The organism is Nocardioides albertanoniae (assembly GCF_006716315.1).
Lineage (GTDB): Bacteria > Actinomycetota > Actinomycetes > Propionibacteriales > Nocardioidaceae > Nocardioides > Nocardioides albertanoniae.
The window spans coordinates 2,481,944-2,508,415 of record NZ_VFOV01000001.1 but is presented as its reverse complement, the minus strand read 5'-3'; the positions used below and the strand labels follow the sequence as shown (position 1 = coordinate 2,508,415).

The following is a 26,472-nucleotide window of genomic DNA, read 5'->3' as shown; positions in this document are numbered from 1 at the left end:
CGACGACAGGGACACACCATGGACTTCTCCTTCACCGCCGAATCCGACGACGCCGCCGAGCTCGCCGCGAAGATCATCGGCGACGCGACCACCGTCGAGAGGCTGCGTACGGTCGAGACGGCCGCCGCGGACCGCGGACGCTTCGACGCCGACCTGTGGTCGAGCCTCGGCCAGGCCGGCCTGCTCGGCCTGCATCTGCCCGAGGCGTACGACGGCGCCGGGCTCGGTCTCGCCGAGCTGTGCCGGGTGCTCGTCGAGTCGGGTCGCCGCCTCGCGCCGGTGCCGCTCGCGGTGCACGGCCCGTGCGGGGCACTGCTCGGCGAAGCCGAGCCGGAGGCGATGGCGGGCATCTCCGACGGGTCGCGCGTGCTGACTGCCGCCGTAGCCGAGGAGCACTCGCACCTGCCGGAATCTCCCACCGTCGTCGCCGCGGGAGACGCCATCACTGGCGTGAAGACGCTGGTCAGAGCCGGAATGATCGCAGACGCGTTCTTGGTCACCGCGTCGCTGCCCGACGGCGAGACCGGCGTCTTCCTGGTCGAGGCGACGGCCCCGGGCGTCGACCGCACCGCGCAGCACACCAGCGACGGCGATGTCACCGCACTGGTCTCGTTCACCTCGGCGCCAGCACAACGGGTCGGCGGCCCCACCGCCGCTGCCCGTCTCGGCGACCTGCTCACGGTCGCCGCTGCCGCCGAGCTGCTCGGCGTCACCGAAGGCGCCCTGACGCTGACCTCGTCGTACGCGAAGACCCGGGAGCAGTTCGGCCGCGCGATCGGCACCTTCCAGGCGGTCTCCCAGCGCCTCGCCGACGGGTTCATCGACGTGCTCGCCCAGCGCCTCACGCTCTGGCAGGCCGTCTGGCGGGTCGGCTCGGACCTGCCCGCGGCCGAGCAGGTCGCCGTCGCGAAGCTCTGGGCCGCCGATGCCGCCCACCACCTCGCCCACACCACCGTCCACGTGCACGGCGGCGTCGGCATCGACCTCGACGGCGAGGCCCACCGCTACTTCACCGCCGCCAAACGCTTCGAGTTCGTCTTCGGCGGCGCCACCGAGCAGGCGCTGCGGATCGGACGCGCGTACGCCGCGTCGTGACCCGTCACTGATCCTCAGCTCGCCTCGAGGGGCTCCGGTGCCAGCCGGAGCCCCTCTCTCGTGGCGGGGTGTGCGTGCTGTATCGCGGCAAACGACACAGATGTGCGATAGCGCTGTCACCTAGCGTCCGGGCCGAGACGACCTGAAGTGCCCAGCACAGGACTTTTATATGCGTTTCGCATATAGTTGCCGCATGGAGTCAGTGCTTGAATCAGCCGTCAACGAGTGGCACGCCGGCGTCAACGCCGGCGACCTGCAACGGTCGAAGGCGGCAGTCGGCGACCCGGTCGTCGTCCTCGGCCCGAAGGGCGCGGGCCCGATCACGCCCGACCAGTTCGCCGACTGGGTGGAGCGCTCCGGGATCAAGCTCGTCCCCCGTTCGTGGCACCCGATCAGCGATCGGCTCATGGTGGTCGAGGAGGATGCCACCTGGCCCGAGAGCCCCGAGCCCACTCGAGTGGCGACGATCTTCCGCGCCTCCGAGGAGAAGATCACCGCGGCGCTGCGACTCCCCGATCTCAAGGCCGCGCTCGAGCTGGCCTACATCTGCCGCGAGATGGCAGCGACCGAATGACGAGCGAGGGCCCGGGACAGGTCCTGTTCGGCTTCGTCCGCCACTGGGCGCGGCGATCCGGGTCGGCAGACGCCGGCGGAGAGCAGGGCCGCATCGTCCTGGCCTGCGAGGCCGTCGACGCACTCAGGCAGCGACAGGCGCCGGTCACGGTCAACGCCGTGGCGTGCGAGATCGGGATCGACCAGAGTGGCGCCTCCCGACTGATCAAGAGCGCCACCGCGGCCGGCCACCTGGCGATGACGGTGTCGGCGACCGACGGACGGCGACGCGAAGCATCGCTCACCCCGGCTGGTCGATCGATGCTCGACCAGGCACGTCACTGGCAGGAGGACGTCTTCGCGCAGCTGACCACCGACTGGAGCGACACGGAGCGCCGCACGTTCCAGCGAGCGATGACCGACCTGATGGACCGCTCCCGCACGATGAACCTCTGACGCCGGCCCGCATACAGACGGAGCAGACGTAGTCCCTGCTGGCCAGGGTCGCTCAGTCGCCCTCTCCCACGCCGCCGTCACGCAGTGACCGGATCAGACCCTGCAAGATCCGGAATGCTTCCGCCTGGTCGGCTGACGACATGCCGGCCAGCATCCGGACCTCGACGGACCGGACCGCCACGGTCGCCTTCTCGAGCCTCTCGCGGCCGCGCGGTGTGAGCCGCGCGGGAAGCACCTTGCCCACGGCTGCCTCGGTCGGCCGGGTCACGTCGCCGTCGCGTTCGAGCGACTTGAGCAGCACGTTCATCGTCTGCCGGGTCACGAACGCGCCCCGGGCCAGCTCGGAGTTCGACAGGCCCGGTCGTTGGGCCAGCAGCTCGAGACAGGAGTAGTGCGTCACGCTCATGCCAAGCGGCCGGAGCACCTCTTCCATCGACGCTCGCAGCGCGCTCGAGGACTCCTTCAGCAGGTAGCCCAGCGACTTGTCCAGGTCGACACCCTCTTGACTCATGTCAGTATTCTGACATACCGTTGCGTGTCAGATAACTGACACGCAAACGAAGGAGATCATCATGCCCGTCACCGGACCCGACTTCATCTCGCTGCAGGCTCGCGACCTCGACGCGTCGCAGGCGTTCTACGAGCGCTATCTCGGCCTCGTCCGCTCACCCGCCGGGCCGCCGCACGCCGTCGTCTTCGAGACGAAGCCGATCGCTTTCGCGCTCCGCGAGGTCATTCCCGGCACTGATCTGACCGCCGTGGCCCAGCCCGGCATCGGTGCTGCGATCTGGCTCCACGCAACCGACGTGCAGGCGATCCACGACCAGCTGGTCGCCGACGGCCACACCATCGTCTCGGCACCGATCGACGGCCCCTTCGGCCGTACGTTCGCCTTCGCCGATCCCGACGGCTACCAGATCACCCTCCACGACCGAGCCTGACAACCCCGGACCACAGCGCCCTCGTCGCGGCTCAGCCGCCGACGCACTCGTCGTTGTCACCGCCCGAGTAGCACGAAGGAGCGCTGTAGCCGTCCTCGACGTGCTCCACGCGCGGTAGATCGAGCGCGCCGGGGATGTAGCAGATCAGGGCGATGGCGGCACTGCCCAGCACCAGCAGGACCTGCCAGATCATCCCGAGCAGGCGCCGACGTCGGTTCAGGGCGTGAGCGGCCGCACCGCACAGGACAGCCACGACCAGGATCGCTCCCCAGATGCGGTAGCAGGCGATGTTCGACGGCTCGATCTCCGGCTGCTCGCCGAAGAAGACCAGATAGACATCCAGCCAGTTCGCCGCCAGGTTCGCCACCGCGAGGAGGGCCACGACGGAGGCGAGCACCGTCGCCGCCGGCAGCCAGCGCAGGCGTGAGACCCGCCAGCGCGTGATGATCGGGCGGTCGAGAACGGGCATGCGACGAGTCTCACGGCCAGGCGCCGCGATGGGATGAGCCTGCGTACTCATCTCCTTGACCTTCAGGCCGCTCGAAGGCTCAGGATCGGCGTCATGACCCCGACGCCTAGCGCTGACCCGACGATGGATGCCATCACCACCGCTGTGACCCTCGGCCGCGAAGGCGACGTCATCAGAGCGCGGGAGGAGCTGCTCGCGATCTGGGCCGACATCGGCGTGCTGGGCGATCCGTTCCACCGCTGCACGTTGGCGCACTATCTCGCCGACCTCTACGCCGCGCCGGCGACGTCACTGATCTGGGACGTACGCGCACTCGACGCCGCCGACGCCCTCACCGACGAGCGCGCCCACGAGCACGACGAGAGCCTGCAGGTCGCGGGTTTCTACCCGAGCCTGCATCTCAACATCGCCGACGACCTCCGCCGGCTGAGCGCCTTCGAGGAGGCGACCGAGCACATCGGCAGGGCCGAGGAGCGCGCCGCCGCGCTGCCGGTGGGTGCGTACGGAGACATGATCCGTGCGGGGATCGGCGGGGTCGCCGCCGCGATCACCGCGCGCGACACCGCCCCGCGAACCACCTCGCCGAACCTCGCCGCGAGCGAGTGAGCCTCAGGAAGCCTTGGCGATCGTGCCGAGGATCGCCGAGGCGGCGGCCTCGGGGGCCTTGGTCGGGATCCAGTGGCTGACACCGGTGAGCTCGATGAGCTCGTACGGGCCCGTCACGGAGTCTTCGTTGCCCTCGAGCGCCGAGCGGCCGATCGCCACGTCGCGGTCGCTCCACAGCATGGTCGTCGGCACCGAGACCCGACCGACGCGCGGCGCGAGGAAGAGGGCGCGATACCAGCCCAGGCCGCCGGGCAGCGCGCCGTAGTCGACGATCTCCTCGCGGAAGCGTTCGACGTCGGCGTCCTTCCAGCCGCTCCCCCGCATCATCCGCTCCATCCGGCCGTTCCGGCCGGCGACCAGCTCGGGCACGAACGGGACGTTGAAGAACGCCATGTAGGCCGACCTGCGTCGCTGCGGACCCTTCATCGAGCGCGCGAACGGCACCGGGTGCGGCACCGACATCGCGGTCCAGGAGCGCACCAGGTCGGGGCGCTCGGCCGCCACTCCCCAACCGACCGCACTCCCCCAGTCATGACCGGCCAGGTGCACCGGGCGACCGATCTCGTCGATGAGAGCCACCACGTCGGCGACCAGGTCGCGGGCACCGTAGCCCAGCCGAGTACGCGGTCGAGCGCCCGGCGAGTAGCCGCGCTGATCGGGGGCGAGGGTGCGGAAGCCCGCCTCGTGCAGGATCGGCGAGACCTCGCGCCAGCAGGTCGCCCGCTCGGGGAAACCGTGCAGCAGCACGACCGGGTCGCCGTCGGCGGGGCCGGAGTCGATCACGTCGAAGGTGAGTCCGTCACGTACGTAGCTCGAGATCGTCACGCGACCATCCTGTCAGGACTCCCCTGCTCGTGGCGGGGTGTGGGTGCGATAGCGGGCCGGACGACCCAGGTGTGCGATAGCGCGCCCGGATAAGGCGCGCGCGGCGGCGGGCACGAACGAGGGCGCCGGCTCGGGTGACCGAGCCGGCGCCCTCCTGGATCCTGCGGTCTACCCCTCGGAGATCGCGTCCAGGCGCTTGACGGTGGCCTCGAACTCCGCGATCAGGTCGCCCATCACCTCGGCGACGGGACGCACCTCGTTCATCCGGCCCACGATCTGGCCCACCGGCATCGCGACGACATCAGGGTCACCGGCCGCGTTGATGCGGTTGTGCGCGTCGGAGACCAGCAGGTTCTGCAGCGGCATCGGCAACGGCGCCGGCGAGCCGTCGGCCTCCCAGGCATCGGTCCACCTCGACTTGAGCAACCGGGCGGGCTTTCCGGTGTAGATCCGCATCCGGCGGGTGTCGGCCGAGGTGGCCCGGGTGAAGGCCGGCTCCCAGCCGGCGTGGGAGTTGAGGTTGCGATATTCGCTCGTGCCGAGCCAGATCGACCCGGTCCACACACCCTGGGCACCCAGCGCCAGCGAGGCGGCGATCTGGCGACCCGAGCCGATCCCGCCGGCGCCCAGCACGGGCACGTCGGGGCCGACGGCGTCGACGATGTCGGGCTGGAGCACCATCGAGGCGATCTCACCGGTGTGACCGCCCGCCTCGTAGCCCTGGGCGACGATGATGTCGACGCCGTTGGAGACGTGGGAGACGGCGTGCTTGGGTGCGCCGGCGAGCGCGGCCACCTTGATGCCGTGCTCGTGGGCCTTCTCGATCACGTCGTTGGGCGGGGTGCCGAGCGCGTTGGCGATGAGCACCGGGCGGTGCTGCAGCGCGACGTCGACGTGGGAGCGCGCGGTCGAGTGGAGCCAGCCGAGCACACCCTCACGACCCTCGCCGTCGGGCAGCGGAGGCACCCCGAGCGAGAGCAGCGTCTTGTCGACCCAGTCCTTGTGCTCCTCGGGGATGTAGGACGAGAGGTCGGTGGAGGTGCCCTCGGTCGGCACCTTCATCGGCATGACCACGTCGACGCCGTACGGCTTGCCGTCGGTGTTCTCGTCCATCCAGGTCAGGGTGCGGTCGAGCTCTTCGGCGTCGTTGAAGCGCACACAGCCCAGCACACCGAGCCCGCCGGCCTTGGAGACCTCGGCGGCCACATGCTCCGAGGGGGTGAAGGCGAAGATCGGGTAGTCGATCCCGAAGGCCTCGCACAGCGGCGTACGGATCATGCCTTTGCTCCTTCCGAGCCGGCGGTGTCGGTCTCAGGTGTGGGTCGGGAGGCCAGGGCGATCTCCTTGGCCTTGGGATACTGCGCCTTGCCGGTGGCGTTGCGCGGCACCTCGTCGACGATGGTCACCGCACGCGGCAGCTTGTAGCCCGAGAGGTGAGCACGCAGGAACGTACGCAGCTCCTCGACCTCGATCGTCGCGCCCGGTCGTGGCTCGATGACGGCGGCGACGGCCTGGCCGTAGCGCTCGTCGGGCACCCCGACGACGAGGGTGTCGTAGACGTCGGGGTGCGCCTTGATCGCGGCCTCGACCTCCTCGGGGTAGACCTTCTCGCCGCCGGTGTTGATGCAGTTGGAGCCGCGGCCCAGCAGGGTGAGCCGGTTGTCGGTCTCGATCCGCGCGTAGTCGCCCGGGATCGCGTAGCGCTCGCCGTCGATCTCGACGAAGGTCTTCGCCGACTTCTCCGGGTCCTTGTAGTAGCCGACCGGCACGTGGCCCTTGCGGGCCGTGCGGCCGATCTTGCCGACGTCGGTGGCGAGATCGAGGGGGTGGCCGTCGTCGCCGATCACCGCGGTGTGGTTGCCGGCGGTCACCACGGGGCCGTCGGTGGAGAGCGCGGAGGCGTCCTGCAGGCCGGTGCCCTGGAACCCGGTCTCGGTCGATCCGACCGAGTCGGTGAAGACGGCGTTGGGGAAGGCCTTCATCCAGCGCTCCTTGACCGACTTGGAGAAGATCGCGGCGCTGGAGGCGATCGCGAACAGCGACTGGCCGTCGAAGCTCTGCCCATTTCCGGGACCGGCTTCGTACGCGTCGATGAGCGGCACAGCCATCGCGTCACCGGTCATGAACATCATCTGGACCTTCTCGCGGTCGACGATCTCCCAGGTCTTCACCGGGTCGAACTTCGGCTCGAGGATCGTCACCTGGCCGGCGAAGAGGTGCATGAGGAGCGAGGCCTGGGCGCCACCGTGCATCAGCGGGCTCAGCGGCAGCGTGATGAGCCCGTCACCCGCGGCCTGCTTGGACTGGTCGTACTCTTCGAGCGGCTCGCCGGTCATGAAGTCGATGCCACCGCCGAGCACGCGCCAGAAGTCCTCGTGACGCCACATCACGCCCTTCGGGAAGCCCGTGGTGCCGCCGGTGTAGATGACGTGGATGTCGTCGGGGCTGCGCTCACCGAAGTCACGCTCCGTCGACTGCCCGGAGAGCGCTTCTTCGAGCGTGATGCCGCCGAACGGCGTCAGGTCGGAGGCGTCGGTGGGCTCGAGCGGGTTCGGCACGGCGACGAAGGTCTTCAGCCCGCCCAGCTTCGGAGCGACCTCGGCGACCAGCGGTGCGTAGACGCGGTCGTGGACGAGTGCCTTGAGGTCGGCGTTGGTGAACAGATACTCGAGCTCGCCGGCGACGTAGCGGAAGTTGACGTTGATCGCCACCGCCCGGATCTTGAGGATCGCCAGCAGGGCGATCACGTGCTCGACGGAGTTCTTCGAGTAGAGCCCGACGTGATCGCCCTTCCCGATCCCCTGGCCGGCCAGATAGTGGGCCAGCCGGTTGGACTCACGCTCGAGCTCGGCGTACGTCACTGTGCGGTCGCCGACTTGGACCGACACCTTGTCGGGCGCGGCGTCGACGGCGTGTTCGAAGAGGTCAGCAAGGTTCAGCGCCATGCGGCCGAGACTAGAACACGTTTCAGTTTTTCGCTAGGGTCTGGTGCCATGCCGATCACCGAATCTTCCACCCCGGAGCAGCCGCACGCGATCGTCGAGCAGGACGGCCACAAGCTCGTCGTGACCTTGAACCGCCCCGAACGACGCAACGCCCTCTCCTCGGAGATGATGCGGATCATGGAGGAAGCCTGGGACCGGGTGAACTCCGACCCCGAGATCAGGGTGTGCATCCTGACCGGCGCCGGCGGCTACTTCTGCGCCGGCATGGACCTCCAGAAGGCCGATGAGAAGCCGCCCTCGGAGTCGTTCGAGGAGGGTTTCGACCCCTCGGTGATCAAGGGCCTGCTCAAGGGCTTCCGGCTCACGAAGCCACTGATCGCCGCGGTCGAGGGCCCCGCCATCGCCGGCGGCACCGAGATCCTGCAGGGCACCGACATCCGCGTCGCCGGCGAGTCGGCGAAGTTCGGCGTCGCCGAGGCCCGCTGGTCGCTCTACCCGATGGGCGGCTCCGCGGTCCGGCTCCCCCGCCAGATCCCCTACACCGTCGCCGCCGAGCTGCTGCTGACCGGACGTACCTTGAAGGCGCCCGAGGCCAAGGAGCTCGGCCTCATCGGCCACGTCGTCCCCGACGGCACCGCGATCGCGAAGGCCCACGAGCTCGCCGACATGATCGCCGCCAACGGCCCGCTCGCCGTGCAGGCGATCCTGCGCACCATGCGCGACTCCGAGGGCAAGCACGAGGAGGAGGCCTGGGCCGAGGACGCCAAGGTCGGCGCCGCCGTCTTCGCCTCCGAGGACGCCAAGGAGGGCCCGAAGGCCTTCCTGGAGAAGCGCAAGCCCGAGTTCAAGGGCAAGTAGCCCGTCGAAGCGTCACTCCTGCAGGTCGAGAAGTCACGGCGTGACTTCTCGACCTGCAGGAGTGACTTCTCGGCTTCAGACGAGCCAGCTCGGGTCCGCAAGCAGTGTGCGGAGGTCGTCGACGAGACGGGCCGTATGGAAGCCATCGGCGGCGGCGTGGTGGATCTGGACGGCGAGCGGAAGGTGTGTCTCCTCGCCGCGCTCCTCATACTTCCCGAGAGTGAAGATCGGGGCCAGGTGATCCCAGCCGTCCTTGATGTTCAGCGCGAAGGACGAGAACGAGGTCCACGGCAGGCTGGAGACGTCGAAGTGGTTGGCCGGTAGATCGGCCTGCGGGAAGAGCTCGGTGGCGTGACGATGTTCGGCCAGGTCCTCGCTCATCCGGGCGCTGAACGCGCCGAAGTCAGCGTCGTAGGGCGTCGAGACGCAGGCGAAGGTCTCCCGGTCGGGGTTGAAGACGGTGTACGCCGGGTGGAGCAACGGCCAGGTCGCCGGCGCGCCGTCGACGAGCGTCATCCGGAATTCCTCGTGGCGGTTCACCACGGTCGCCAGCGCCCAGACCTGGGCGGCGTACGTCTTGGCTCCGGTCCCTCTCGACGCGGCACGGAGGTCGGTGACGTCGAGGTCGACCGTGATCGCATACGAGCACGGCACCCGGCTGCGGTAGTGCTCGAAATGCTCTCGGCGGGGCCACGCCGCCAGGTCGATCCGCTCGGGTTGATCCATGACCGGATCCTTGCATCAGGACCGGTCGGCATCCCACCGAGTTTGTGGCTCCCCGTTCAGGCGAAGCGGGCGCGCAGGGCCTTCTTGTCAGGCTTGCCGAGGGCCGTCATCGGGATCGCGTCGACCTCGACGACCTGCTTCGGTGTGTGCACGGAGCCCTTCTTCTCCTTGACCAGGGCCTGGATCTCGGCGACGACCTCGTCGGAGAGGGCTGCGTCGGGGCGCGGCACGACGACGGCGGTGACGGCCTCGCCGAACTTCTCGTGCGGGGTGCCGATGACGGCGACCTGGGCGATCGCGGGATGGGTCGCGACGACGTCCTCGACCTCGCGCGGGAAGACGTTGAAGCCGCCGGTGACGATCATGTCCTTGGTGCGGTCGACGATGTACCAGAAGCCGTCCTCGTCCTCGCGGGCGACGTCGCCGGTGTGCATCCAACCGTCCGTGAAGGTCTCGGCGGTCTCCTCCGGCTTCTGCCAGTAGCCACCGGAGACCAGCGGCCCGGCCACGCAGATCTCGCCGGGCTCGCCGGGGGTCACCGGGGCGCCGTCGGCGTCGAGCAGTGCCGTACGCACCAGGGCGGCCGGGCGGCCGCAGGAGGTGAGTCGGTGGGTGGCCGGGGTGCCGTCGGGGTTCACGTGGTCGCCCTTGGCGAAGTAGGTGATCGCCATCGGCGCCTCCGACTGGCCGTAGTACTGCGCGAAGATCGGCCCGAACCGTTCGATCGCCTCGGCCAGGCGCACCGGGTTGATCGAGGAGGCTCCGTAGTAGACCGTCTCCAGCGAGGAGAGGTCGCGGGTGCGGGAGTCGGGGTGGTCCAGCAGCGCGTAGAGCATCGAGGGCACCACCATCAGCGAGGAGATCCGCTCGCGCTCGATGGTCTCCAAGACGGCTGCAGGGTCGAACTTCGGAAGCACGAAGAGGGTGCCGCCCTTGATCACGACGGGTACGAAGAAGGCGGCGCCGGCGTGCGAGAGCGGGGTGCACATCAGGAACCGCGGGTCCTCGGGCCACTCCCACTCCGAGAGCTGCACCTGGGTCATGGTCGCGAACGAGCCGGCCTGGCCGATCACACCCTTGGGCTTGCCGGTCGTGCCGCCTGTGTAGGTGATCGAGGTGACATGGTCGGGCGGGAGCAGCCGCGCCTCGAGGGGCTCGACCGGGTATGTCGCCGCGGCGGCGACCAGGTCGACACCGACGTCGGCGAGCTGCGCTGGCACCGGACCGATGGTGAGCACCTGCTTCAGGCCCGGGCACAGCTCGAGGAGCTCGACGGCGCGGTCGGCGAAGTGGGGGTCGATGATGATGCCGGTGATGCCCGCGTCGTTGATGACGTACGCCTGGTCCTCGGCGCTGCCCAGCGGGTGCAGCGCCGTGCGCTGGAAGCCCTGGGTCTGCCCGGCGCCGAGGATGAAGAGCACCTCGGGCCGGTTGAGCGCGAGCAGCGCCGACGCCGTGCCGGTGCCGACACCGAGCGCCTCGAACGCCTGCACGTACTGGCTGATCCGAGCCGCCACCTCTCCCCCGGTCAGCGTGACCTCTCCGAGATGGATGATCGGACGGTGCTTGTGGCGCGCCAGCGCCGAGACCATCAGATGACCGTTGTGGGGACCGATACGGCGTGATTCCATGACCGCACCCTACCGCGGAACTAGAACGTGTTCTAGAGGTTGTGGCTGGGTCGGGCACGGCGCAGCACCGCCTCAGGCGTCGCCGACGTGCTCCCGATCGGCGCCGTCAGGCTCGTCGCGCGCCCAGCGAGGCAGGATGAAGATGCCCTCGGCCTCGACGCACAGCACCGGCTCGGAGCCGTCGGTCGGCCGGGTCAGCAGGCGACCGCGTACGACAGACTTCACGCCTTCGGTCGACTCGATCCGCGCCTCGCCGCGCAGCGGGCCCAGCGGGGTGCCGTGCCGGTAGACGACGTTGAGGGTGCCGGTCATCCCCGGCTTGCCGCCCGCGGAGGCGGCCTCCCCGAGCATCTGGTCGAGGACCATCGCGGAGACTCCCCCGTGGACCAGTCCCGGAGGGCCCTCGTAGGCCGGCCCGAGCTCGAAGTCGGCCCAGACCGCTTCACCCTCGCGCTGGAAGTCGATCGGCGGGGCGATCGCGTTGCCCCTCCCGACCACCGGGTTGCCGTAGTTGCGGTAGCCGCCCTCGATGCCGAACCGCACCCCGTGCGGGCCCGGGAGGGCATCGGCGAGAAGCTCGTCGGTGAGCGCGTCGACCCGGTGGCGTACGCCGTCGAGCTCCGGCTCCGCGACCTGCGTGCGCACGAGCGCGTCGATGAGCCGGCGCACCGAGTCGGTCAGCGGAACCAGGGCGGCCTCGCGTGCCTCGATGTCGGCGTTGGTCATCTCGTCGTGGACGAAGCCTGCCGGCGTCTGCATGCGGCGCGGGCGCCCGTAGTGGGTGGACATCTAAGGCCTCGTCTCAGGTTCCGGGAGTCAGGATCGGGTGAGCCTCACCGTAGACGTGGTCGGTGTCGAGGTGGCAGTGGGTCCCCGAGTAGATCGTCGACATGCACAGGTTGCAGTGGATGCACCGCGAGGTGGCCGTACGGTCCACCTGGATCCGGTTGACCAGATCGGGCTCACGCAGCAGGGCACGGGCCATCGCGACGTAGTCGAACCCCTCCTCCATCGCGGTGCTCATCCCGTCCAGGTCGGTGACGCCACCGAGGAGCACGAGCGGCATCGACAGCGCACGGCGGAACTCCCGGGCGTTGTCGAGGAAGTAGAGCGGCTTGTAGGGGTAGTTCTTGAAGAAGCCCTTCCCCACCATCCGCATGCCCATCTTGATCACCGGGTGCAGAGGCATGCCGGCGGCCATCTCCCGGTAGGGCGCGTCGCCGCGGAAGAGATACATCGGGTTCATGAACGAGGAGCCGCCGGTGAGCTCGAGCGCGTCGAGATGGCCGTCGGACTCCAGCGTGCGCGCGAGCTCCACCGACTCGGGCATGTCGAAGCCGCCGCGGTAGCCGTCGCGCATGTTCATCTTCGCGAGCACCGCGACCTGGCTCCCGACCGCCCCTCGTACGGCCTCGAGGATCCGACGCGGGAACGAGGCCCGGTTGGCCAGCGAGCCACCGAGCTCGTCGGTGCGCTGGTTCAGCCGCGGGCTGAGGAACGAGCTGGGCAGGTAGTTGTGACCCAGGTGCACCTCGATCGCGTCGAAGCCCGACTCCAGCGCCATCCTGGCGGCATCGGCGTGCTGATCGACGACCCGGTCGAGGTCCTCGGCGGTGGCGGCCCGGTTGAACGCCATCCCCAGCGCGTTGAACGACCGCGTCGGCGCCAGCGACGGCACCCCGTTGGACTTCGCGTTGGCCACCGGTCCGGCGTGGCCGATCTGAGCGGAGACCTTGGCGCCGGTCTTGTGGATCTCCTCGGTCAGCCGGCGCAGACCAGGCAGCACCTCGGGTCGCCAGTAGATGCAGTCGGCATGCGTACGCCCCTCCGGGGAGACCGCGAGATAGGCGACCGTCGTCATTCCGACACCACCCTCGGCGACGGCGAGGTGGTAGTCGATCAGCCGGTCGGAGACCAGCGCGCCGGGCGAGGCCCCCTCGAAGGTCGCCGCCTTGATCACCCGGTTGCGCAGCGTCAGCGGCCCCAACCTCGCCGGGGCGAGCGGGTCGGGTGTCGGGCCGCTCATGCGCGCACCGCCCTGAACTCACGCATCCGGCGCAGATATCCCCGCAGCCGTCGGGCGGGCACCGGCCGTGGCCAGTCGTCGGCCCGGAACCACGCGTCGGTGCCGCCGTCGACCACGACGACGCTGCCCACCATGAAGTCGGCAGCCGGACTCAGCATGTGGATGACCCAGTCGGCCAGCAGTCCCGGGTCGCCGAAGCCACCGGCCGGCACCGGGAACGACCTGATCGCCCGTGCCTCCCCCGGCGTGGCCAGCTGCCTCTCCAGCAGCGGCGTCATGACAGCGCCCGGCGCGATCGCGTTGAGCCGGATCCCCGCGTCGACCCATGACGGGTCGACGGCCCGGCGCCGCACCCAGCGCGAGAGCGCGACCTTGGAGGCGCCGTAGGCCATCGTCGGAGCGTTCTTCCCGAAGAGCCGGTAGGCCTTCAGAGCGCGCTCCGCGTCGCCGTCGAGCAGGGCGGTGACGGCACGGCCCGGGATCATCGGCATCGTCGTGGCCGAGTTGCTGGCGAACACCACGACCTTGGCGGCGCCCGTCGCGGCGAGCGCGTCGCGCCAGCCCTCCAGCAGCTCGACGACGCCGAAGTAGTTGACCTGGGTGATCAGCGACGGTCGGTCTCGGCCGGGTGCCGGTCCGAGACCGGCGGCGAGCACCGCGCCGTCGAGCCGGCCATCCGCGGCGGCGAGCACCTTCTCCACGGCGCCGCGTCGACCCGCCGCGGTCGAGAGATCGGCGACGACGTCAGCGTCGTCGATGTCGACGGTGATGACGCGGTGGTGCGCGGCGCGCAGCCGATCGACGACCGCGGCGCCCATCCCGGAGGCCGAGCCGGTGACGACGTACGTTCCCACTCAGCGGGCCTCGCTCTCTGTCGACGCTCTCGCCCAGCTCATCCGAGCACCTCGGCGATGCGACGCACCTCGTCGGCCGAGCCGAGACTCAGCAGGAGCGTGGTCACACCCGTCTCCTCCCACTGCGCGACCTTCTCGCGAACCTCGCTCTCGGTGCCGATGATGTGGAGGTCCTCGACGAGCTCGTCGGGGATGAGCGCGGTGGCCTTCTCCTTCTCCCCGGTCAGGTAGAGAGCCTGCACCTGGCCGGCGAGCTCGGCGTAGCCCATCCTCTCGAAGACCTGGTTGTGGAAGTTCTGCTCCTTGGCACCCATGCCGCCCATGTAGAGCGCTGCGAAAGGCTTCATCGCATCCAGGACGGCGCGCTTCTCGCTCTCGCCGGAGACGATCTGCAGATGACAGGTCGCCGCGATCTCGAAGTCGTCGGCGCTGCGCCGAGCCCCGGGCCGCGCGAAGCCCTCGGCCAGCCAGTCGGCGTACATCGGAGCGGACTTGGGCGTGTAGAAGATCGGGATCCAGCCGTCGGCGATCTCCGCGGTCTGGGCAACGTTCTTGGGGCCTTCGGCGCCGATCCAGATCGGGATGTCGGCGCGCAGCGGATGCACGATCGGCTTGAGCGGCTTCCCGAGGCCGACCGACCCCGGACCGGCATAGGGAAGCGGATAGTGGGGGCCGGGGCTGGTCACCGGCGCCTCCCGGGCCAGCACCTGCCTGATGATCGAGACGGCCTCGCGGGTGCGGGCCAGCGGCTTGGCGAACGGCTGGCCGTACCAGCCCTCGACGACCTGCGGTCCGCTCACGCCGAGGCCCAGGATGAACCGGCCGCCGGAGAGGTGGTCGAGGGTGAGCGCGTGCATGGCGATCGAGGTCGGCGCGCGGCCCGACATCTGCACGATCGAGGTGCCGAGGCGTACGCGAGAGGTCTCCCTGCCCCACCAGGCCAACGGGGTGAACGCGTCGCTCCCCCAGGCCTCGGCGGAGAAGATCGCGTCGAACCCGGCCTCCTCGGCCGCGGCCACGAGCTCCGCGACCCCGTTCGGCGGCTGCGCGCCCCAGTACCCCAGCTGCAGACCTAGCTTCACCTGTGACTCCTTCGTCGCCTCGTACGGGTTGTGGCCAATAGTAGAACGTGTTTCACTTTCTGTCATGACCGAGCGCCAGCGAGTGACCCCCGAAACCCCCTTGCCGCCACCTCCGTGTCCAGGCGCTCCAGCGAGGGCGGTGACCGCATGAGCCGCACCCTGCAGGCACCCGTGACGGTCGCCTTCGACTACACCAGGTCGACCGGTCCGGTGATCGGCCGCTTCCTCACCGGGCTGCGCGACGCCACCGTCGTGGGCGGACGTCTCGCCGACGGCCGGGTCGCCGTGCCCCCGCCCGAGTACGACCCCGTCTCCCACCAGGCGGTGACCGAGTTCGTCGACCTGCCCGACACCGGCACGGTGACGTCGTGGACCTGGGTCAGCGAGCCGGTCGCCGGCCAGCCGTTCGACCGCCCGTTCGCGTACGCCCTGGTCACCGTCGACGGTGCCGACACCGGGTGGCTGCACGCGGTCGACGTGGCCTCGGCGGCCGAGATCGAGACCGGGATGAAGGTGCGCGCCCGCTGGGCGGAGCAGCGCACCGGGTCGGTCAACGACCTGGTCTTCGTGCCCGACGACGGCGGAGACAGCGGCGGCGCCACCGGCGAGCCCGGGAACGAGGACGTCGACCGGATCATCACCCCGGTCAGCCTCGACTACAGCTACGCGGCCTCCCCCGAGGAGTCGGCGTTCTTCCGCGGCCTCGCCGAGGGCCGGATCCTCGGCCAGCGCTGTCCGCAGTGCAAGAAGGTCTACGTGCCACCGCGCGGCGCCTGCCCCACCGACGGCGTGCCGACCTCCGAGGAGGTCGAGCTCGCCCAGGTGGGCACGGTGACCACCTTCTGCGTCGTCAACGTCCCCTTCCTCGGGCAGAAGATCAAGCCGCCCTACGTCTCGGCGTACGTCCTCCTCGACGGCGCCGACATCGCGCTGCAGCACCTGATCCTCGACATCCCGGCCGAGGAGGTCCGGATGGGGATGCGGGTCGAGGCCGTCTGGCGCCCGCGCGATGAGTGGGGCACGAGCATCGAGAACATCAGCCACTTCGCGCCGGCCGACGAGCCGGACGCGGACTTCGACAGCTACAAGCACCACCTGTGACCCGCGACGAATCGATGAGAGGCCGCGCATGAGAGAGACAGCCGTCGTCGGGTTCGCCCAGCGACAGATGAAGGACTTCGACGGGTCACCGAGCATGGCCGAGCTGCTCGTACCGATCCTGGCCGAGTGCTACGAGCAGACCGGATGGGCGAAGAAGGACATCGGGTTCTGGTGCTCCGGCTCCTCCGACTACCTGGCCGGCCGGTCGTTCTCGTTCGTGAGCGCGATCGATGCGATCGGGGTGCTGCCGCCGGTCAACGAGTCGCACGTCGAGATGGACGCCGCCTGGGCGCTCTACGAGGCGTGGCTCAAGATCCAGACCGGCGAGGTCGACACCGCGCTGGTCTTCGGCTTCGGGAAGGCGTCGGCCGGCGTGCTGCGCCGCACCCTGGCGCTGCAGCTCGACCCCTACACGATGACTCCCCTGTGGCCCGACACGGTCTCGCTGGCTGCGCTCCAGGCGCGCGCCGGGCTCGACGCCGGGCTCTGGGACGAGGCCGCGCTGGCCGAGGTGGTCAACCGCTCCCTGACGGATGCGGAGAAGAACGAGTACGCCGTGCGTGCCGGTGGCTCCTCGGTCGAGGAGCTGCTCGCCCGGCCGATGTTCGCCGACCCGCTGCGCAAGCACGACTGCGCGCCGGTCACCGACGGCGCGGCCGCGATCGTGCTTGCCGCAGGCGACCGGGCGCGCGAGGCCAACCAGCGCCCGGCCTGGATCTCCGGGATCGCGCACAGCTCCGACGGGCTCCACCTCGGCACCCGCGACCTGACGAGCTCTGGTTCGGCCGAGCGTGCCGTCGCCGCCGCGGGCGGCACCGCCGGCGTCCAGGTGGCGGAGCTGCACGCCCCCTTCAGCCACCAGGAGCTGGTCCTGCGCTCCGCGCTCGGGCTGGGCAACGACGTGCGGATCAGTCCCTCGGGTGGGGCGCTGGCCGCCAACCCGATGTTCAGCGCCGGTGCGATCCGGATCGGTGAGGCCGCCAAGCAGATCTGGGACGGCTCCGCCGACAAGGTGCTCGGTCACGCGACCAGCGGGCCCGCACTGCAGCAGAACCTCGTGTGCGTGATGGAAGGACGAAACTGATGGGCAAGACCCCAGCCGCCGTGATCGGGATCGGCCAGACCCACCACCGCGCCAAGCGTGAGGACCTCTCGATGGCCGGGCTGTGCCGTGAGGCCATGGACCGCGCCCTCGAGGACGCTGGACTGACCCTCGACGAGGTCGACGCCATCGTCATCGGCAAGGCACCTGACCTGTTCGAGGGCGTCATGATGCCCGAGCTCTATCTCGCCGAGGCGCTCGGAGCGGCCGGCAAGCCGCTGCTCCGTGTGCACACGGCCGGATCGGTCGGCGGCTCGACCGCCATCGTGGCCTCCTCGCTGGTGCAGGCCGGCGTCCACAAGCGCGTCCTCACCGTCGCCTTCGAGAAGCAGTCGGAGTCGAACGCGATGTGGGCGCTCTCTGTGCCGGTGCCGTTCGTGATGCCGGTCCACGCCGGCGCGGGCGGCTACTTCGCCCCGCACGTACGCTCCTACATCCGCCGCGCGAACGCCCCTTCGCACATCGGCGCCATCGTCGCGGCCAAGGACCGCACCAACGCGCTCAAGAACCCCTACGCCCACCTGCACAACGAGGGCACCACGGTCGAGTCGGTGCTGGCCTCGCAGATGCTCTGGGACCCCATCCACTATGACGAGACCTGCCCGTCCTCCGACGGCGCCTGCGCGATGGTCATCGCCGCCGAGGACGTCGCCAAGACCTACGACTCCCCCGCCTGGATCCACGGCACCGTGATGCGCTCGGAGCCCACCAGCGCCGCCGAGCGCGACCAGGTCAACCCGCAGGCCGGGCGTGACGCCGCGGCCGCACTGTGGAAGGCCACCGGCATCACCGACCCCGCGCGCGAGATCGACTGCGCCGAGATCTACGTGCCGTTCGCGTGGTTCGAGCCGATGTGGATCGAGAACCTCGGCTTCGCGCCCGAGGGCGCGGGCTGGAAGCTCACCGAGGCCGGGGAGACCGCGATCGGCGGCAGCCTGCCGATCAACATGAGCGGTGGCGTGCTCTCCTCCAACCCCATCGGCGCCTCCGGCATGCTCCGCTTCGCCGAGGCCGCCCTCCAGGTCCGCGGCCGCGCCGGCGAGCACCAGGTCGACGGCGCCCACCGCGCGCTCGGCCACGCCTACGGCGGCGGGTCGCAGTTCTTCTCGATGTGGGTCGTGGGATCGCAGCCGCCCTCGAACTGACCCGCACACAGTCGTTACGGGTGTGACGGATGGGCCACCTCATCTGTCACACCCGTAACCTCTGTGTGCATGACCCACTCAGGCCTGAGCAAGCTGCTGGTCCTACCGGAAGGGTTCGAGGCGCCGAAGGTGCTCACCCACGGCGACCTGCGCGCGACGCCGCTGGCGCGCGAGTGCCTCGCCGATGACGTACGCGCGATCAACGACGACCGCGAGCTGATCAACGCGACGCGGGGCGGCGGCTGGCCGGAGGGACCGACGTCGGAGGAGGACGACTACGTCGACCTCGTCTGGCACGAGGGCGAGTGGAAGGAGAGCAAGTCGTTCTCCTACGTCCTCTCGACGCCCGATCTGGGCTACGTCGGGTGCGCCTATCTCTACCCGCTCGGCGTGCGGCAGGACCTGAGCGAGGAGCTGGCGGCGTACGACGTCGACGTGAGCTGGTGGGTGACCACCGAGGCCTACGAGCAGGGGCTCTACGAGGGGGTCTATGAAGCACTGAAGAAGTGGGTGCCGGCGGAGTATCCGTTCCGCCGGCCCCACTTCTCCAACGTGAGGCTCCCCGATCAGGCGTAGGTGACCGGCAGCTCCTTGATGCCGTTGATCCAGGAGTGGCGCAGCCGGCGCGCGGCGCCGTTGGGCTTGAGGTCGGGCATCCGGTCGGCGATCACGTCGAACATGATCCGCACCTCCATCCGGGCCAGGTTGGCGCCGATGCAGTAGTGGGCGCCGTGGCCGCCGAAGGCGAGGTGGGGGTTGTGCTCGCGGGTGATGTCGAAGGTGTCGGGGTCGTCGTAGACGTCCTCGTCGTGGTTGCCGGAGGCGTAGAAGATGCCGACGCGCTGGCCCTTCTTGACCAGCTGGCCGCCGACCTCGACGTCATTGAGGGCCGTACGCTGGAAGACGGTCACCGGGGTGGCCCAGCGGATCACCTCGTCGACCATCGTGTCGGGACGCTCCTTCTTCCACAGCTCCCACTGGTCGGGGTTGTCGAAGAAGGCCTGCATACCGTGGGAGATCGCGTTGCGGGTGGTCTCGTTGCCGGCGACGGCCAGCAGGATCACGAAGAAGCCGAACTCGTCCTCGCCCAGCGCCCCGCCCTCGAGCTCGGCGTTGATGAGCTTGGAGATGATGTCGTCCTGCGGGTCGGCCTTGCGCTCGGCGGCCAGCGTCATCGCGTATGTCAGGATCTCGATCGAGGCGGCCTCGGGGTCGGCGTCGTACTCCGGGTCGTCGTAGGCGAGCATCTGGTTGGACCAGTCGAAGAGCTTGCGGCGGTCCTCCTGCGGCACGCCGAGGAGCTCGGCGATCGCCTGCAGCGGAAGCTCGGCGGCGACCTCGGAGACGAAGTCGCCCTCACCTTTGGCCAGGGCGTCGTCGACGATGTTGTTGGCTCGCTCGACCAGGCGCTCCTTGAGCGCGTTGATCGCGCGCGGGGTGAAGCCGCGGCTGATGATCTGGCGCAGCTTGGTGTGGTCGGGGGCGTCGTGGTGGATGAGCATCGCGCGCTGCAGCTCGACCTGCTCGCGGGTCATGTCGGGCGCGAAACGGATGATCACGCCGTTCTCGTTGGTGCCGAAGTTCTCGCTGTCCTTGGAGACGGCGAGGATGTCCTCGTGCTTGCTCACCGCCCAGAAGCCGGTGTCGAGGAAGCCCGCGCGGGCTTCCGGCGTCTGCTCGACCCACCACACCGGAGCGGTCTTGCGCAGCTCGAGGAACTCCTGAAGCGGCACGCGCTCTTCGTTGAGCACAGGATCAGTCGGATCGAAGTCCACGGGGAGAGCGGTCACGGCGGGGTGCTCCTTCTGCTGTAGTTCTACAAGCACAGAATTTCTATAACACGTTCTAGTTTATCGTCACACAGTGTTCGCCATCACACAAGGCTCAGAACACAGGGTTGCGCCAAACGAGAACACGTTCTAATTTGGTGGACAGTTGTTGACCCCGAAGAGCGAGGTTCCATGGGCACGCCCGTCATCGTCGAAGCCGTCCGTTCCCCCATCGGCAAGCGCAAGGGTTGGCTCGCCGGCCTGCACCCGGGCGTGCTGCTCGGGGCCGCCCAGGTCGAGGTGCTCAAGCGCTCCGGCGTCGACCCCGAGCTGGTCGACGAGGTGATCGGCGGCTGCGTCTCCCAGGCGGGCGAGCAGTCCAACAACATGGTGCGCCGCGCCTGGCTGCACGCCGGGCTGCCGATCCACACCGGCTCGACGGTCATCGACGCGCAGTGCTCCTCCGCACAGCAGGCCACCCACCTGATCAACGCGATGATCGCCTCCGACCAGATCAAGGTCGGGATCGCGTGCGGCATCGAGTCGATGTCACGCATCCCGCTCGGCGCGAACGTACCCAAGGGTGCCGGCGACCCTCGCCCCGCCGACTGGAACATCGACCTGCCCGACCAGTTCACCGGCGCCGACCGGATCGTGGCCGACCGCGGGTTCTCCCGCAACGAGGTCGACGAGTTCGGCCTGTGGTCGCAGGTCAAGGCGCGTCAGGCCCGCGACGCGGGCTACTTCAAGAGCCAGATCTTCGCCGTCGAAGCCCCCATGCTCGACGACGAGGGCAAGCCCACGGGCGAGGTGCGCACCATCGCCGAGGACCAGGGCATCCGGGAGACCTCGCTCGAGAAGCTGGCCGCCCTGAGCCCGGTGCGTGAGGGCGGCTTCCACACCGCGGGCACCTCCTCCCAGATCTCCGACGGCGCCTCGGCGCTGCTGCTGATGGACTCCGAGGTCGCGACCTCGCTGGGGCTGAAGCCGCGCGCCCGGATCATCACCTCCAACCTGGTCGGCTCCGACCCCTACTACCACCTCGACGGACCGGTGCAGGCGACCGAGAAGGCGCTGAAGGACTCCGGTATGTCGATCGGCGACATCGACATCGCCGAGGTCAACGAGGCGTTCGCCGGCGTGGTCATGTCGTGGGCCAAGGTGCACGAGGTGCCCGAGGAGAAGATCAACGTCAACGGCGGCGCGATCGCCCTGGGCCACCCCGTAGGCTCCACCGGCACGCGACTGCTCACCACCGCGCTGCACGAGCTCGAACGCCGTGACGCCAGCACTGCCCTGGTCTCGATGTGCGCCGGCGGCGCGCAGGCGACCGCAACGATCATCGAGAGGCTCTGAGATGGCACGAGAGAAGATCACCGAGGCCGAGTACGTGGTCGTCGGGGCGGGATCGGCCGGCTGTGCCGTCGCCGGACGGCTCGCGGCCGCGGGCAAGTCGGTCATCCTGCTCGAGGCCGGCAAGCGCGACAAGCACAACTACCTGGTCACCAAGCCCGGGATGATCGGGCCGCTGCACGCCGAGCCGCGGTTGAAGAAGCTGGTCGACTGGGGTTACCACACCGTGCCCCAGCAGCACGCCCGCAACCGCGAGCTCCCCCAGCCGCGCGGCAAGGTGCTCGGCGGGTCGTCCTCCGTCAACGGACTCCTGTGGGTGCGTGGCAACCGGGCCAACTACGACGCCTGGGCCGCCGAGGGCAACACCGGTTGGGACGCCGACACGGTCAACGACGTCTACCGAGGCATCGAGGACTACGACGGCGGCTCCTCCGACTTCCGCGGCGTGGGCGGGCCGATCAAGGTCATGAAGCACCCGCGACCGACCGAGGCGTCGCTGACCTTCCAGCAGGCGACCTCGCAGACCTTGGACGTCAAGGTGCTCGACGACTACAACGGCGCCGAGCAGGAGGGTGTCTCGACCTTCCAGCAGAGCGGCATCGACGGCCTGCGCTACTCGACCTCGCGTGGCTACCTCCACGACCAGGACCTGCCGAGCCTGACCACGCTCACCAGCGTGCACGTGAGTCGCATCGTGATCGAGGGCGGCCGTGCGCGTGGGGTCGAGATCACCACGAAGCGGGGACCGCAGACGATCTCGGCCACCAAGGAGGTCATCGTCTCGGCGGGCGTCTTCGGCTCACCGCAGCTGCTGATGCTCTCCGGGATCGGGCACCCCGACCACCTGGCCGAGCACGGGATCAGCACCCTCCACGACCTGCCGGTCGGCGACAACCTGCACGACCACATGTTCGTGCCCACCACCTGGGAGATGCCCTCCGCGATCCACCACGGCACGGCTGGCTACTTCGCCAAGGCCGTGCTCAAGGAGCAGACTGTCGGCAAGTCGATCCTCGGTCACACCGTCTTCGAGACGGTCGGGTTCGTGCGTACGTCGCAGGCCACCGACGTACCCGACCTGCAGCTGCACGTGCTCCCGTGGGCCTACCCGTCCCCCAACCAGGACGCACCGATCCGCCACGACGTCGACCCACGGGCCGCGCTGACGGTGATGTCGTCGCTGATCTACCCGCGCTCGCGAGGCACCCTGCGGCTGCGCAACGCCGACCCGAGCGCCGCGCCGCTGATCGACTTCAACTATCTCGCCGAGCCCGGTGACAAGCAGGTGCTCCTCGAGGGCGTCGAGATGATCCGCGAGATCATGGCCTCCTCCGCCTTCGGCGGCCAGGTCAAGTCCGAGATCCACCCCGGCAAGGCGATCGACTCCGAGGCGATGAAGGACGAGGTCACCAACCGGGCCACCTCGATCTATCACGGTGTCGGCTCCTGCCGGATGGGCGTCGACGAGCGGGCCGTGGTCGACCCACAGCTTCGCGTACGCGGCGTCGAAGGGCTCCGCGTCGCCGACGCCTCGATCATGCCGTCGATCATCGGCGGCAACACCAACGCTCCTGCGGTCATGATCGGTGACCGTTGCGCAGCCTTCGTGCTCGAGAACAGCTGATCGGAGCAGATGTGACCACCGAGACCGCCAACACCCGAGGCGTACGCCGCCCCGACTGGATCACCGAGGACATCCTCAACGAGCTCGTCTCACGGGTGCCGTCCTCGACCGGATCGTCGTGGAAGCTGACCGAGGTCTACAGCGGCGAGGTGCTGGTGGCGCTGCCCCAGTCCTCACCGGCCGATGTGGAGCGGGCGGCCGCGGCCGGGCGGGCAGCTCAGCGCCAGTGGGCGGCCACGCCTCTGCCCGAGCGGCTGGCGGTCTTCAGGCGCGCCCACGAGCTGATCCTGCGCAACCAGCACAAGATCGCCGACCTCATCCAGGCCGAGTCGGGCAAGGCCCGGCGGATCGCGTTCGAGGAGGTGTGCGACCCGCCGATGGTGATCTCGCACTACCTCAAGCGCGCCCCGAAGCTGCTCAAGGACAAGACGCGCCCCGGCGTGATGCCGCTGCTGTCGAGCTCGATCGAGCGTCACCCGCCACGCGGCCTGATCGGCATCATCGCGCCGTGGAACTTCCCGTTCGCGACCGGTCTCTCCGACGCCATCCCGGCGCTGATGGCCGGCAACGCGGTGCTGCTCAAGCCCGACAACAAGACGGCGCTCTCGCCCCTGTTCGGCATCTCGCTGCTCGAGGAGGCGGGCCTGCCCAAGGGTCTGTTCCAGGTGGTCTGCGGCGAGGGGCCCGACGTCGGCCCGACCCTGATGGACAACGTCGACTATGCGATGTTCACCGGGTCGACCGCCACCGGCAAGGTCATCGGCGAACAGGCCGGCCGCAACCTGATCGGCGCCTGCCTCGAGCTCGGCGGCAAGAACCCGATGATCGTGCTCGACGACGCCGACATCGACGAGACCGTCGCCGGCTCGATGTTCGCGGTCTTCGGCAACACCGGCCAGATCTGCATGCACATCGAGCGCATCTACATCCCGGATGCGATGTACGACGAGTTCCGCGACAAGTTCGTGGCCGCCGTCGAGGGGATGCGGATCGAGGCCGCCTACGCCTTCGGGCCCGACCTCGGAGCACTGATCTCGCCCGACCACCTGGCACGGGTGCAGTCGCACGTCGACGACGCGGTCGCCAAGGGCGCCACCGTGCTCACCGGCGGGAAGGCGCGCCCCGACATCGGGCCGACCTTCTTCGAGCCGACCATCCTGGAGGGCACCACCAAGGAGATGGAGCACGGGGTCACCGAGACCTTCGGGCCGGTCGTCTCCCTGCACGCCTACTCCACCCTCGACGAGGCGGTCGAGCTGGCCAACGACACCGACTACGGGCTCAACGCCTCGGTGTGGACCACCGACTTCAAGCGGGCCCAGGCCGTGGCGACCCGGATCGAGTCGGGCAACGTCAACATCAACGACGGCCTCGCCGCGGCGTACGCCTCCAAGTCGACGCCGTCGGGCGGCATGAAGAAGTCGGGCGTCGGCGCCCGCCACGGCGACCAGGGCCTGCTGAAGTACACCGAGACCCAGAACGTCGCCACCTTGAAGAAGCAGGTCATGGGGCCGCAGGGCAAGCAGACCTTCGACGACTACGCCAAGCAGATGCAGATGTCGCTTCGATGGATGCGCAAGCTTCGGATCCGTTGAGCCCAGCAGGCTCGACCCCCGCAGCATCGGCCACCGGCGAGCCACCCCGGTCCCGCTACGCCGACCTGAGCCGCGAGGAGCTCGCCGACGTCGTCCGCGAGCTCCTCCTCATCGGGCAGCTCATCGACCGCTCCGGGATGGCCTGGTGCATCTCCGCGTTCGGGCGCGAGGAGATGGTGCAGATCGCGATCGTCGAATGGGCGGCGGCCTCGCCCATCTACACCCGGCGGATGCAGCGGGCGCTCGGCTACGCGCCGGAGGTGGACGGCCAGGGTGATGTGCCGACGATCTTCAAGGGCCTCCAGCTCGACATCGGCGCCCCGCCGCAGTTCATGGACTTCCGCTACACCGTCCACGACGCCCGCCACGGCGAGTTCCACCTCGACCACTGCGGGGCGCTGATGGACGTGGAGCCGATGGGCGAGGCGTACGTGCGGGGAATGTGTCACGACATCGAGGATCCGACCTTCGACGCCACCGCCATCGCGACCCATCCTCGGGCTCAGGTCCGCCCGATCCACCGGCCGCCGCGCGCGCCCGCCGACCGTACGCCGCACTGTCGCTGGAGCGTCGTCATCGACGACACCCACCCGGAGGCGGTCGCCGTGCCCGAGCTGGCCGTCAACGAGCGTTCGCGGGCGGCGGGCCTCGAGCTCGCACCGATCGACGCTGCCGAGGACGGCGCCGCCGACTACTCCGGACCGCTCGTCTCCGACCTCGACCTGGGTGCGTTCTCCCGCTCGGCACTGGTGCGCATCGCCGACGAGGTCTGTCTCCAGATGGCGCTGCTCGACCGTGGCTTCACGCTCGCGCTGGAGCCACGGGTCTCCTCGCCCGATCAGCTCGTCGAGATCCGCCGCAAGCAGCTCATCGGGGTGGCGGGCATCGCCGCCGCCCGGCTCGCCCGGGTGCTCGACCTCTCGCCCGACCCCGCTGGCGCGCTGCGCCTGCTCGCGCTCCATCCCATGCTCAACCCCGCCGCGTACGTCACGGTGCGGGTCGACGAGGCCAGCCTGGTCGTGCGCCCCTCGGCGGCCGACGACGACGGCGCCTGGGTGTCCCTGATCGGACCGGAGTGGACCGCCCCGCTCCAGGCGGCCGTCCACGCCCTCGACCCTCACCTCGACGTCGAGGTGAGGCCGATCGAGGACGGCTGGCGGGTCGAGGTGGTGCGGCGCGCCGAGCCGGCGCCCGAGGCCGCCGAGGTCGCGGTGGTGCGGTTCAGCACCGGAGCCGACTTCGACTTCGAGCCCCGACGCTCCTTGCCGATCACACCGGTCTGATCAGCGGCGGCGCAGCGAGAGCACCGGGATGACGCGGTCGGTCTTGGCCTCGTACTCACCGAAACCCGGGCTCATCGCCTTGAACCGCTCCCACGCGGCGTCGCGCTCGGCGCCGGCCAGCTCGGTCACGGTGACCTCGACGACGCCGTCCTCGGGGGTCTCGATCTCGGTCTCCGGGTTGGCCAGCAGGTTGTGATACCAGGCCGGGTTCTCCGGAGCTCCGGCCTTCGAGGCCGCGATCAGCCAGGTGTCTCTGTCATGACGCAGGAACGCCACCGGAGAGACCCGCTCGGTGCCGGACCTCGCACCGCTGTGGTGCACCAGCACGAGACCGCGTCCGAACGGGACCGAGGTCACGTTGCCGCCGTTGGCTCGGAACTCGTCGATGATCGACTGGTTCCAGTCCTTGTAGCTGCTGCCTGCCATCGAGCGCC

27 protein-coding genes are annotated in these 26,472 nt (G+C 69.5%); 14 read left to right on the top strand and 13 right to left on the bottom strand.

Annotated features, from left to right (window positions below):
* The first annotated feature begins 18 nt into the window (after window positions 1–18).
* The 3 genes from FB381_RS11955 to FB381_RS11945 all read left to right on the top strand — a co-directional run bounded on the left by FB381_RS11955 (window position 19) and on the right by FB381_RS11945 (window position 2,103).
* Window positions 19–1,095, top strand: coding sequence for an acyl-CoA dehydrogenase family protein (locus FB381_RS11955; RefSeq protein WP_141780499.1), 1,077 nt, complete (start codon window positions 19–21; stop codon window positions 1,093–1,095).
* Window positions 1,096–1,288: 193 nt separating this feature from the next.
* Window positions 1,289–1,669 (top strand): hypothetical protein, encoded by a 381-nt coding sequence (locus tag FB381_RS11950; protein ID WP_141780498.1) that lies wholly within the window; start codon window positions 1,289–1,291, stop codon window positions 1,667–1,669.
* Window positions 1,666–2,103 carry a MarR family winged helix-turn-helix transcriptional regulator gene (locus FB381_RS11945; protein ID WP_141780497.1) on the top strand — a complete coding sequence of 146 codons (438 nt, stop codon included), beginning with the start codon at window positions 1,666–1,668 and terminating at the stop codon, window positions 2,101–2,103. Before FB381_RS11950 ends, FB381_RS11945 begins: the two co-directional genes overlap by 4 nt.
* A 52-nt stretch (window positions 2,104–2,155) precedes the next feature.
* Here the strand turns inward: FB381_RS11945 and FB381_RS11940 are convergent, their stop codons facing one another.
* On the bottom strand, window positions 2,156–2,614 hold the full coding sequence (locus tag FB381_RS11940) for a MarR family winged helix-turn-helix transcriptional regulator (RefSeq protein ID WP_141780496.1): 459 nt from the start codon (window positions 2,612–2,614) through the stop codon (window positions 2,156–2,158).
* Window positions 2,615–2,675: 61 nt separating this feature from the next.
* On the opposite strand from FB381_RS11940, the gene FB381_RS11935 reads away from it, so the two are divergent.
* Window positions 2,676–3,044, top strand: a complete 369-nt coding sequence (locus tag FB381_RS11935; RefSeq protein ID WP_141780495.1) for a VOC family protein — start codon at window positions 2,676–2,678, stop codon at window positions 3,042–3,044.
* Between the two features lie 31 nt (window positions 3,045–3,075).
* Here FB381_RS11935 and FB381_RS11930 read toward each other — a convergent pair whose 3' ends face one another.
* Window positions 3,076–3,513: a hypothetical protein gene (locus FB381_RS11930; RefSeq protein WP_141780494.1), complete on the bottom strand. Its 438-nt coding sequence runs from the start codon at window positions 3,511–3,513 to the stop codon at window positions 3,076–3,078.
* Window positions 3,514–3,606: 93 nt separating this feature from the next.
* On the opposite strand from FB381_RS11930, the gene FB381_RS11925 reads away from it, so the two are divergent.
* A complete protein-coding gene (locus tag FB381_RS11925; protein WP_141780493.1) occupies window positions 3,607–4,119 on the top strand; it encodes a hypothetical protein in 513 nt (170 codons plus the stop codon).
* A 3-nt stretch (window positions 4,120–4,122) separates the two neighbouring features.
* On the opposite strand, the gene FB381_RS11920 is transcribed toward FB381_RS11925, so the two are convergent.
* The 3 genes from FB381_RS11920 to FB381_RS11910 all read right to left on the bottom strand — a co-directional run bounded on the left by FB381_RS11920 (window position 4,123) and on the right by FB381_RS11910 (window position 7,889).
* Window positions 4,123–4,944 (bottom strand): alpha/beta fold hydrolase, encoded by an 822-nt coding sequence (locus FB381_RS11920; RefSeq protein ID WP_141780492.1) that lies wholly within the window; start codon window positions 4,942–4,944, stop codon window positions 4,123–4,125.
* A 168-nt stretch (window positions 4,945–5,112) separates the two neighbouring features.
* Window positions 5,113–6,222, bottom strand: coding sequence for an NAD(P)H-dependent flavin oxidoreductase (locus FB381_RS11915; protein ID WP_246088074.1), 1,110 nt, complete (start codon window positions 6,220–6,222; stop codon window positions 5,113–5,115).
* Window positions 6,219–7,889 carry an acyl-CoA synthetase gene (locus FB381_RS11910; protein WP_141780491.1) on the bottom strand — a complete coding sequence of 557 codons (1,671 nt, stop codon included), beginning with the start codon at window positions 7,887–7,889 and terminating at the stop codon, window positions 6,219–6,221. The genes FB381_RS11915 and FB381_RS11910 overlap by 4 nt, the downstream gene beginning before the upstream one ends.
* Before the next feature lie 48 nt (window positions 7,890–7,937).
* On the opposite strand from FB381_RS11910, the gene FB381_RS11905 reads away from it, so the two are divergent.
* Window positions 7,938–8,747, top strand: a complete 810-nt coding sequence (locus FB381_RS11905) for a crotonase/enoyl-CoA hydratase family protein (RefSeq protein WP_141780490.1) — start codon at window positions 7,938–7,940, stop codon at window positions 8,745–8,747.
* 75 nt (window positions 8,748–8,822) lie between these two features.
* Here FB381_RS11905 and FB381_RS11900 read toward each other — a convergent pair whose 3' ends face one another.
* The 6 genes from FB381_RS11900 to FB381_RS11875 form a co-directional block, all read right to left on the bottom strand.
* The gene (locus FB381_RS11900) at window positions 8,823–9,473 is read right to left on the bottom strand and encodes a CatA-like O-acetyltransferase (protein WP_141780489.1); all 651 of its coding nucleotides are present in this window, start codon (window positions 9,471–9,473) and stop codon (window positions 8,823–8,825) included.
* Window positions 9,474–9,529: 56 nt separating this feature from the next.
* A complete protein-coding gene (gene fadD8 / locus FB381_RS11895) occupies window positions 9,530–11,104 on the bottom strand; it encodes a fatty-acid--CoA ligase FadD8 (protein ID WP_141780488.1) in 1,575 nt (524 codons plus the stop codon).
* A gap of 72 nt (window positions 11,105–11,176) precedes the next feature.
* Window positions 11,177–11,893 (bottom strand): PaaI family thioesterase, encoded by a 717-nt coding sequence (locus FB381_RS11890; RefSeq protein ID WP_141780487.1) that lies wholly within the window; start codon window positions 11,891–11,893, stop codon window positions 11,177–11,179.
* A 13-nt stretch (window positions 11,894–11,906) separates the two neighbouring features.
* A complete protein-coding gene (locus tag FB381_RS11885; RefSeq protein WP_141780486.1) occupies window positions 11,907–13,130 on the bottom strand; it encodes an NADH:flavin oxidoreductase in 1,224 nt (407 codons plus the stop codon).
* Entirely contained in the window at window positions 13,127–13,984 is an 858-nt protein-coding gene (locus tag FB381_RS11880; protein WP_141780485.1) for an SDR family oxidoreductase, read from the bottom strand. Before FB381_RS11880 ends, FB381_RS11885 begins: the two co-directional genes overlap by 4 nt.
* Window positions 13,985–14,022: 38 nt before the next feature.
* Complete coding sequence (locus FB381_RS11875) at window positions 14,023–15,066, bottom strand: LLM class F420-dependent oxidoreductase (protein WP_141780484.1); 1,044 nt, start codon at window positions 15,064–15,066, stop codon at window positions 14,023–14,025.
* 147 nt (window positions 15,067–15,213) lie between these two features.
* On the opposite strand from FB381_RS11875, the gene FB381_RS11870 reads away from it, so the two are divergent.
* The 4 genes from FB381_RS11870 to FB381_RS11855 all read left to right on the top strand — a co-directional run bounded on the left by FB381_RS11870 (window position 15,214) and on the right by FB381_RS11855 (window position 18,990).
* Complete coding sequence (locus tag FB381_RS11870) at window positions 15,214–16,167, top strand: Zn-ribbon domain-containing OB-fold protein (protein ID WP_141780483.1); 954 nt, start codon at window positions 15,214–15,216, stop codon at window positions 16,165–16,167.
* Window positions 16,168–16,195: 28 nt separating this feature from the next.
* Window positions 16,196–17,251: a thiolase domain-containing protein gene (locus FB381_RS11865; RefSeq protein ID WP_141780482.1), complete on the top strand. Its 1,056-nt coding sequence runs from the start codon at window positions 16,196–16,198 to the stop codon at window positions 17,249–17,251.
* Complete coding sequence (locus FB381_RS11860; protein WP_141780481.1) at window positions 17,251–18,414, top strand: thiolase domain-containing protein; 1,164 nt, start codon at window positions 17,251–17,253, stop codon at window positions 18,412–18,414. The genes FB381_RS11865 and FB381_RS11860 overlap by 1 nt, the downstream gene beginning before the upstream one ends.
* Before the next feature lie 69 nt (window positions 18,415–18,483).
* Window positions 18,484–18,990 carry a GNAT family N-acetyltransferase gene (locus FB381_RS11855; protein WP_141780480.1) on the top strand — a complete coding sequence of 169 codons (507 nt, stop codon included), beginning with the start codon at window positions 18,484–18,486 and terminating at the stop codon, window positions 18,988–18,990.
* On the opposite strand, the gene FB381_RS11850 is transcribed toward FB381_RS11855, so the two are convergent.
* On the bottom strand, window positions 18,981–20,204 hold the full coding sequence (locus FB381_RS11850) for a cytochrome P450 (protein WP_141780479.1): 1,224 nt from the start codon (window positions 20,202–20,204) through the stop codon (window positions 18,981–18,983). The two genes, FB381_RS11855 and FB381_RS11850, sit on opposite strands and share 10 nt — an antisense overlap.
* A gap of 171 nt (window positions 20,205–20,375) precedes the next feature.
* Between FB381_RS11850 and FB381_RS11845 the strand changes: the two genes are divergently transcribed.
* From FB381_RS11845 to FB381_RS11830, 4 genes are read left to right on the top strand one after another with little or no spacing between them, the layout of a single operon-like run.
* Window positions 20,376–21,539, top strand: coding sequence for a steroid 3-ketoacyl-CoA thiolase (locus FB381_RS11845; RefSeq protein WP_141780478.1), 1,164 nt, complete (start codon window positions 20,376–20,378; stop codon window positions 21,537–21,539).
* Window position 21,540: 1 nt separating this feature from the next.
* On the top strand, window positions 21,541–23,160 hold the full coding sequence (locus FB381_RS11840; protein ID WP_141780477.1) for a GMC family oxidoreductase: 1,620 nt from the start codon (window positions 21,541–21,543) through the stop codon (window positions 23,158–23,160).
* A gap of 11 nt (window positions 23,161–23,171) precedes the next feature.
* Window positions 23,172–24,755 carry a succinic semialdehyde dehydrogenase gene (locus FB381_RS11835; protein ID WP_141780476.1) on the top strand — a complete coding sequence of 528 codons (1,584 nt, stop codon included), beginning with the start codon at window positions 23,172–23,174 and terminating at the stop codon, window positions 24,753–24,755.
* Window positions 24,752–26,038 carry a hypothetical protein gene (locus tag FB381_RS11830; RefSeq protein WP_141780475.1) on the top strand — a complete coding sequence of 429 codons (1,287 nt, stop codon included), beginning with the start codon at window positions 24,752–24,754 and terminating at the stop codon, window positions 26,036–26,038. Before FB381_RS11835 ends, FB381_RS11830 begins: the two co-directional genes overlap by 4 nt.
* Here the strand turns inward: FB381_RS11830 and FB381_RS11825 are convergent, their stop codons facing one another.
* Complete coding sequence (locus FB381_RS11825) at window positions 26,039–26,464, bottom strand: nitroreductase/quinone reductase family protein (RefSeq protein ID WP_141780474.1); 426 nt, start codon at window positions 26,462–26,464, stop codon at window positions 26,039–26,041.
* Window positions 26,465–26,472 lie beyond the last annotated feature (8 nt).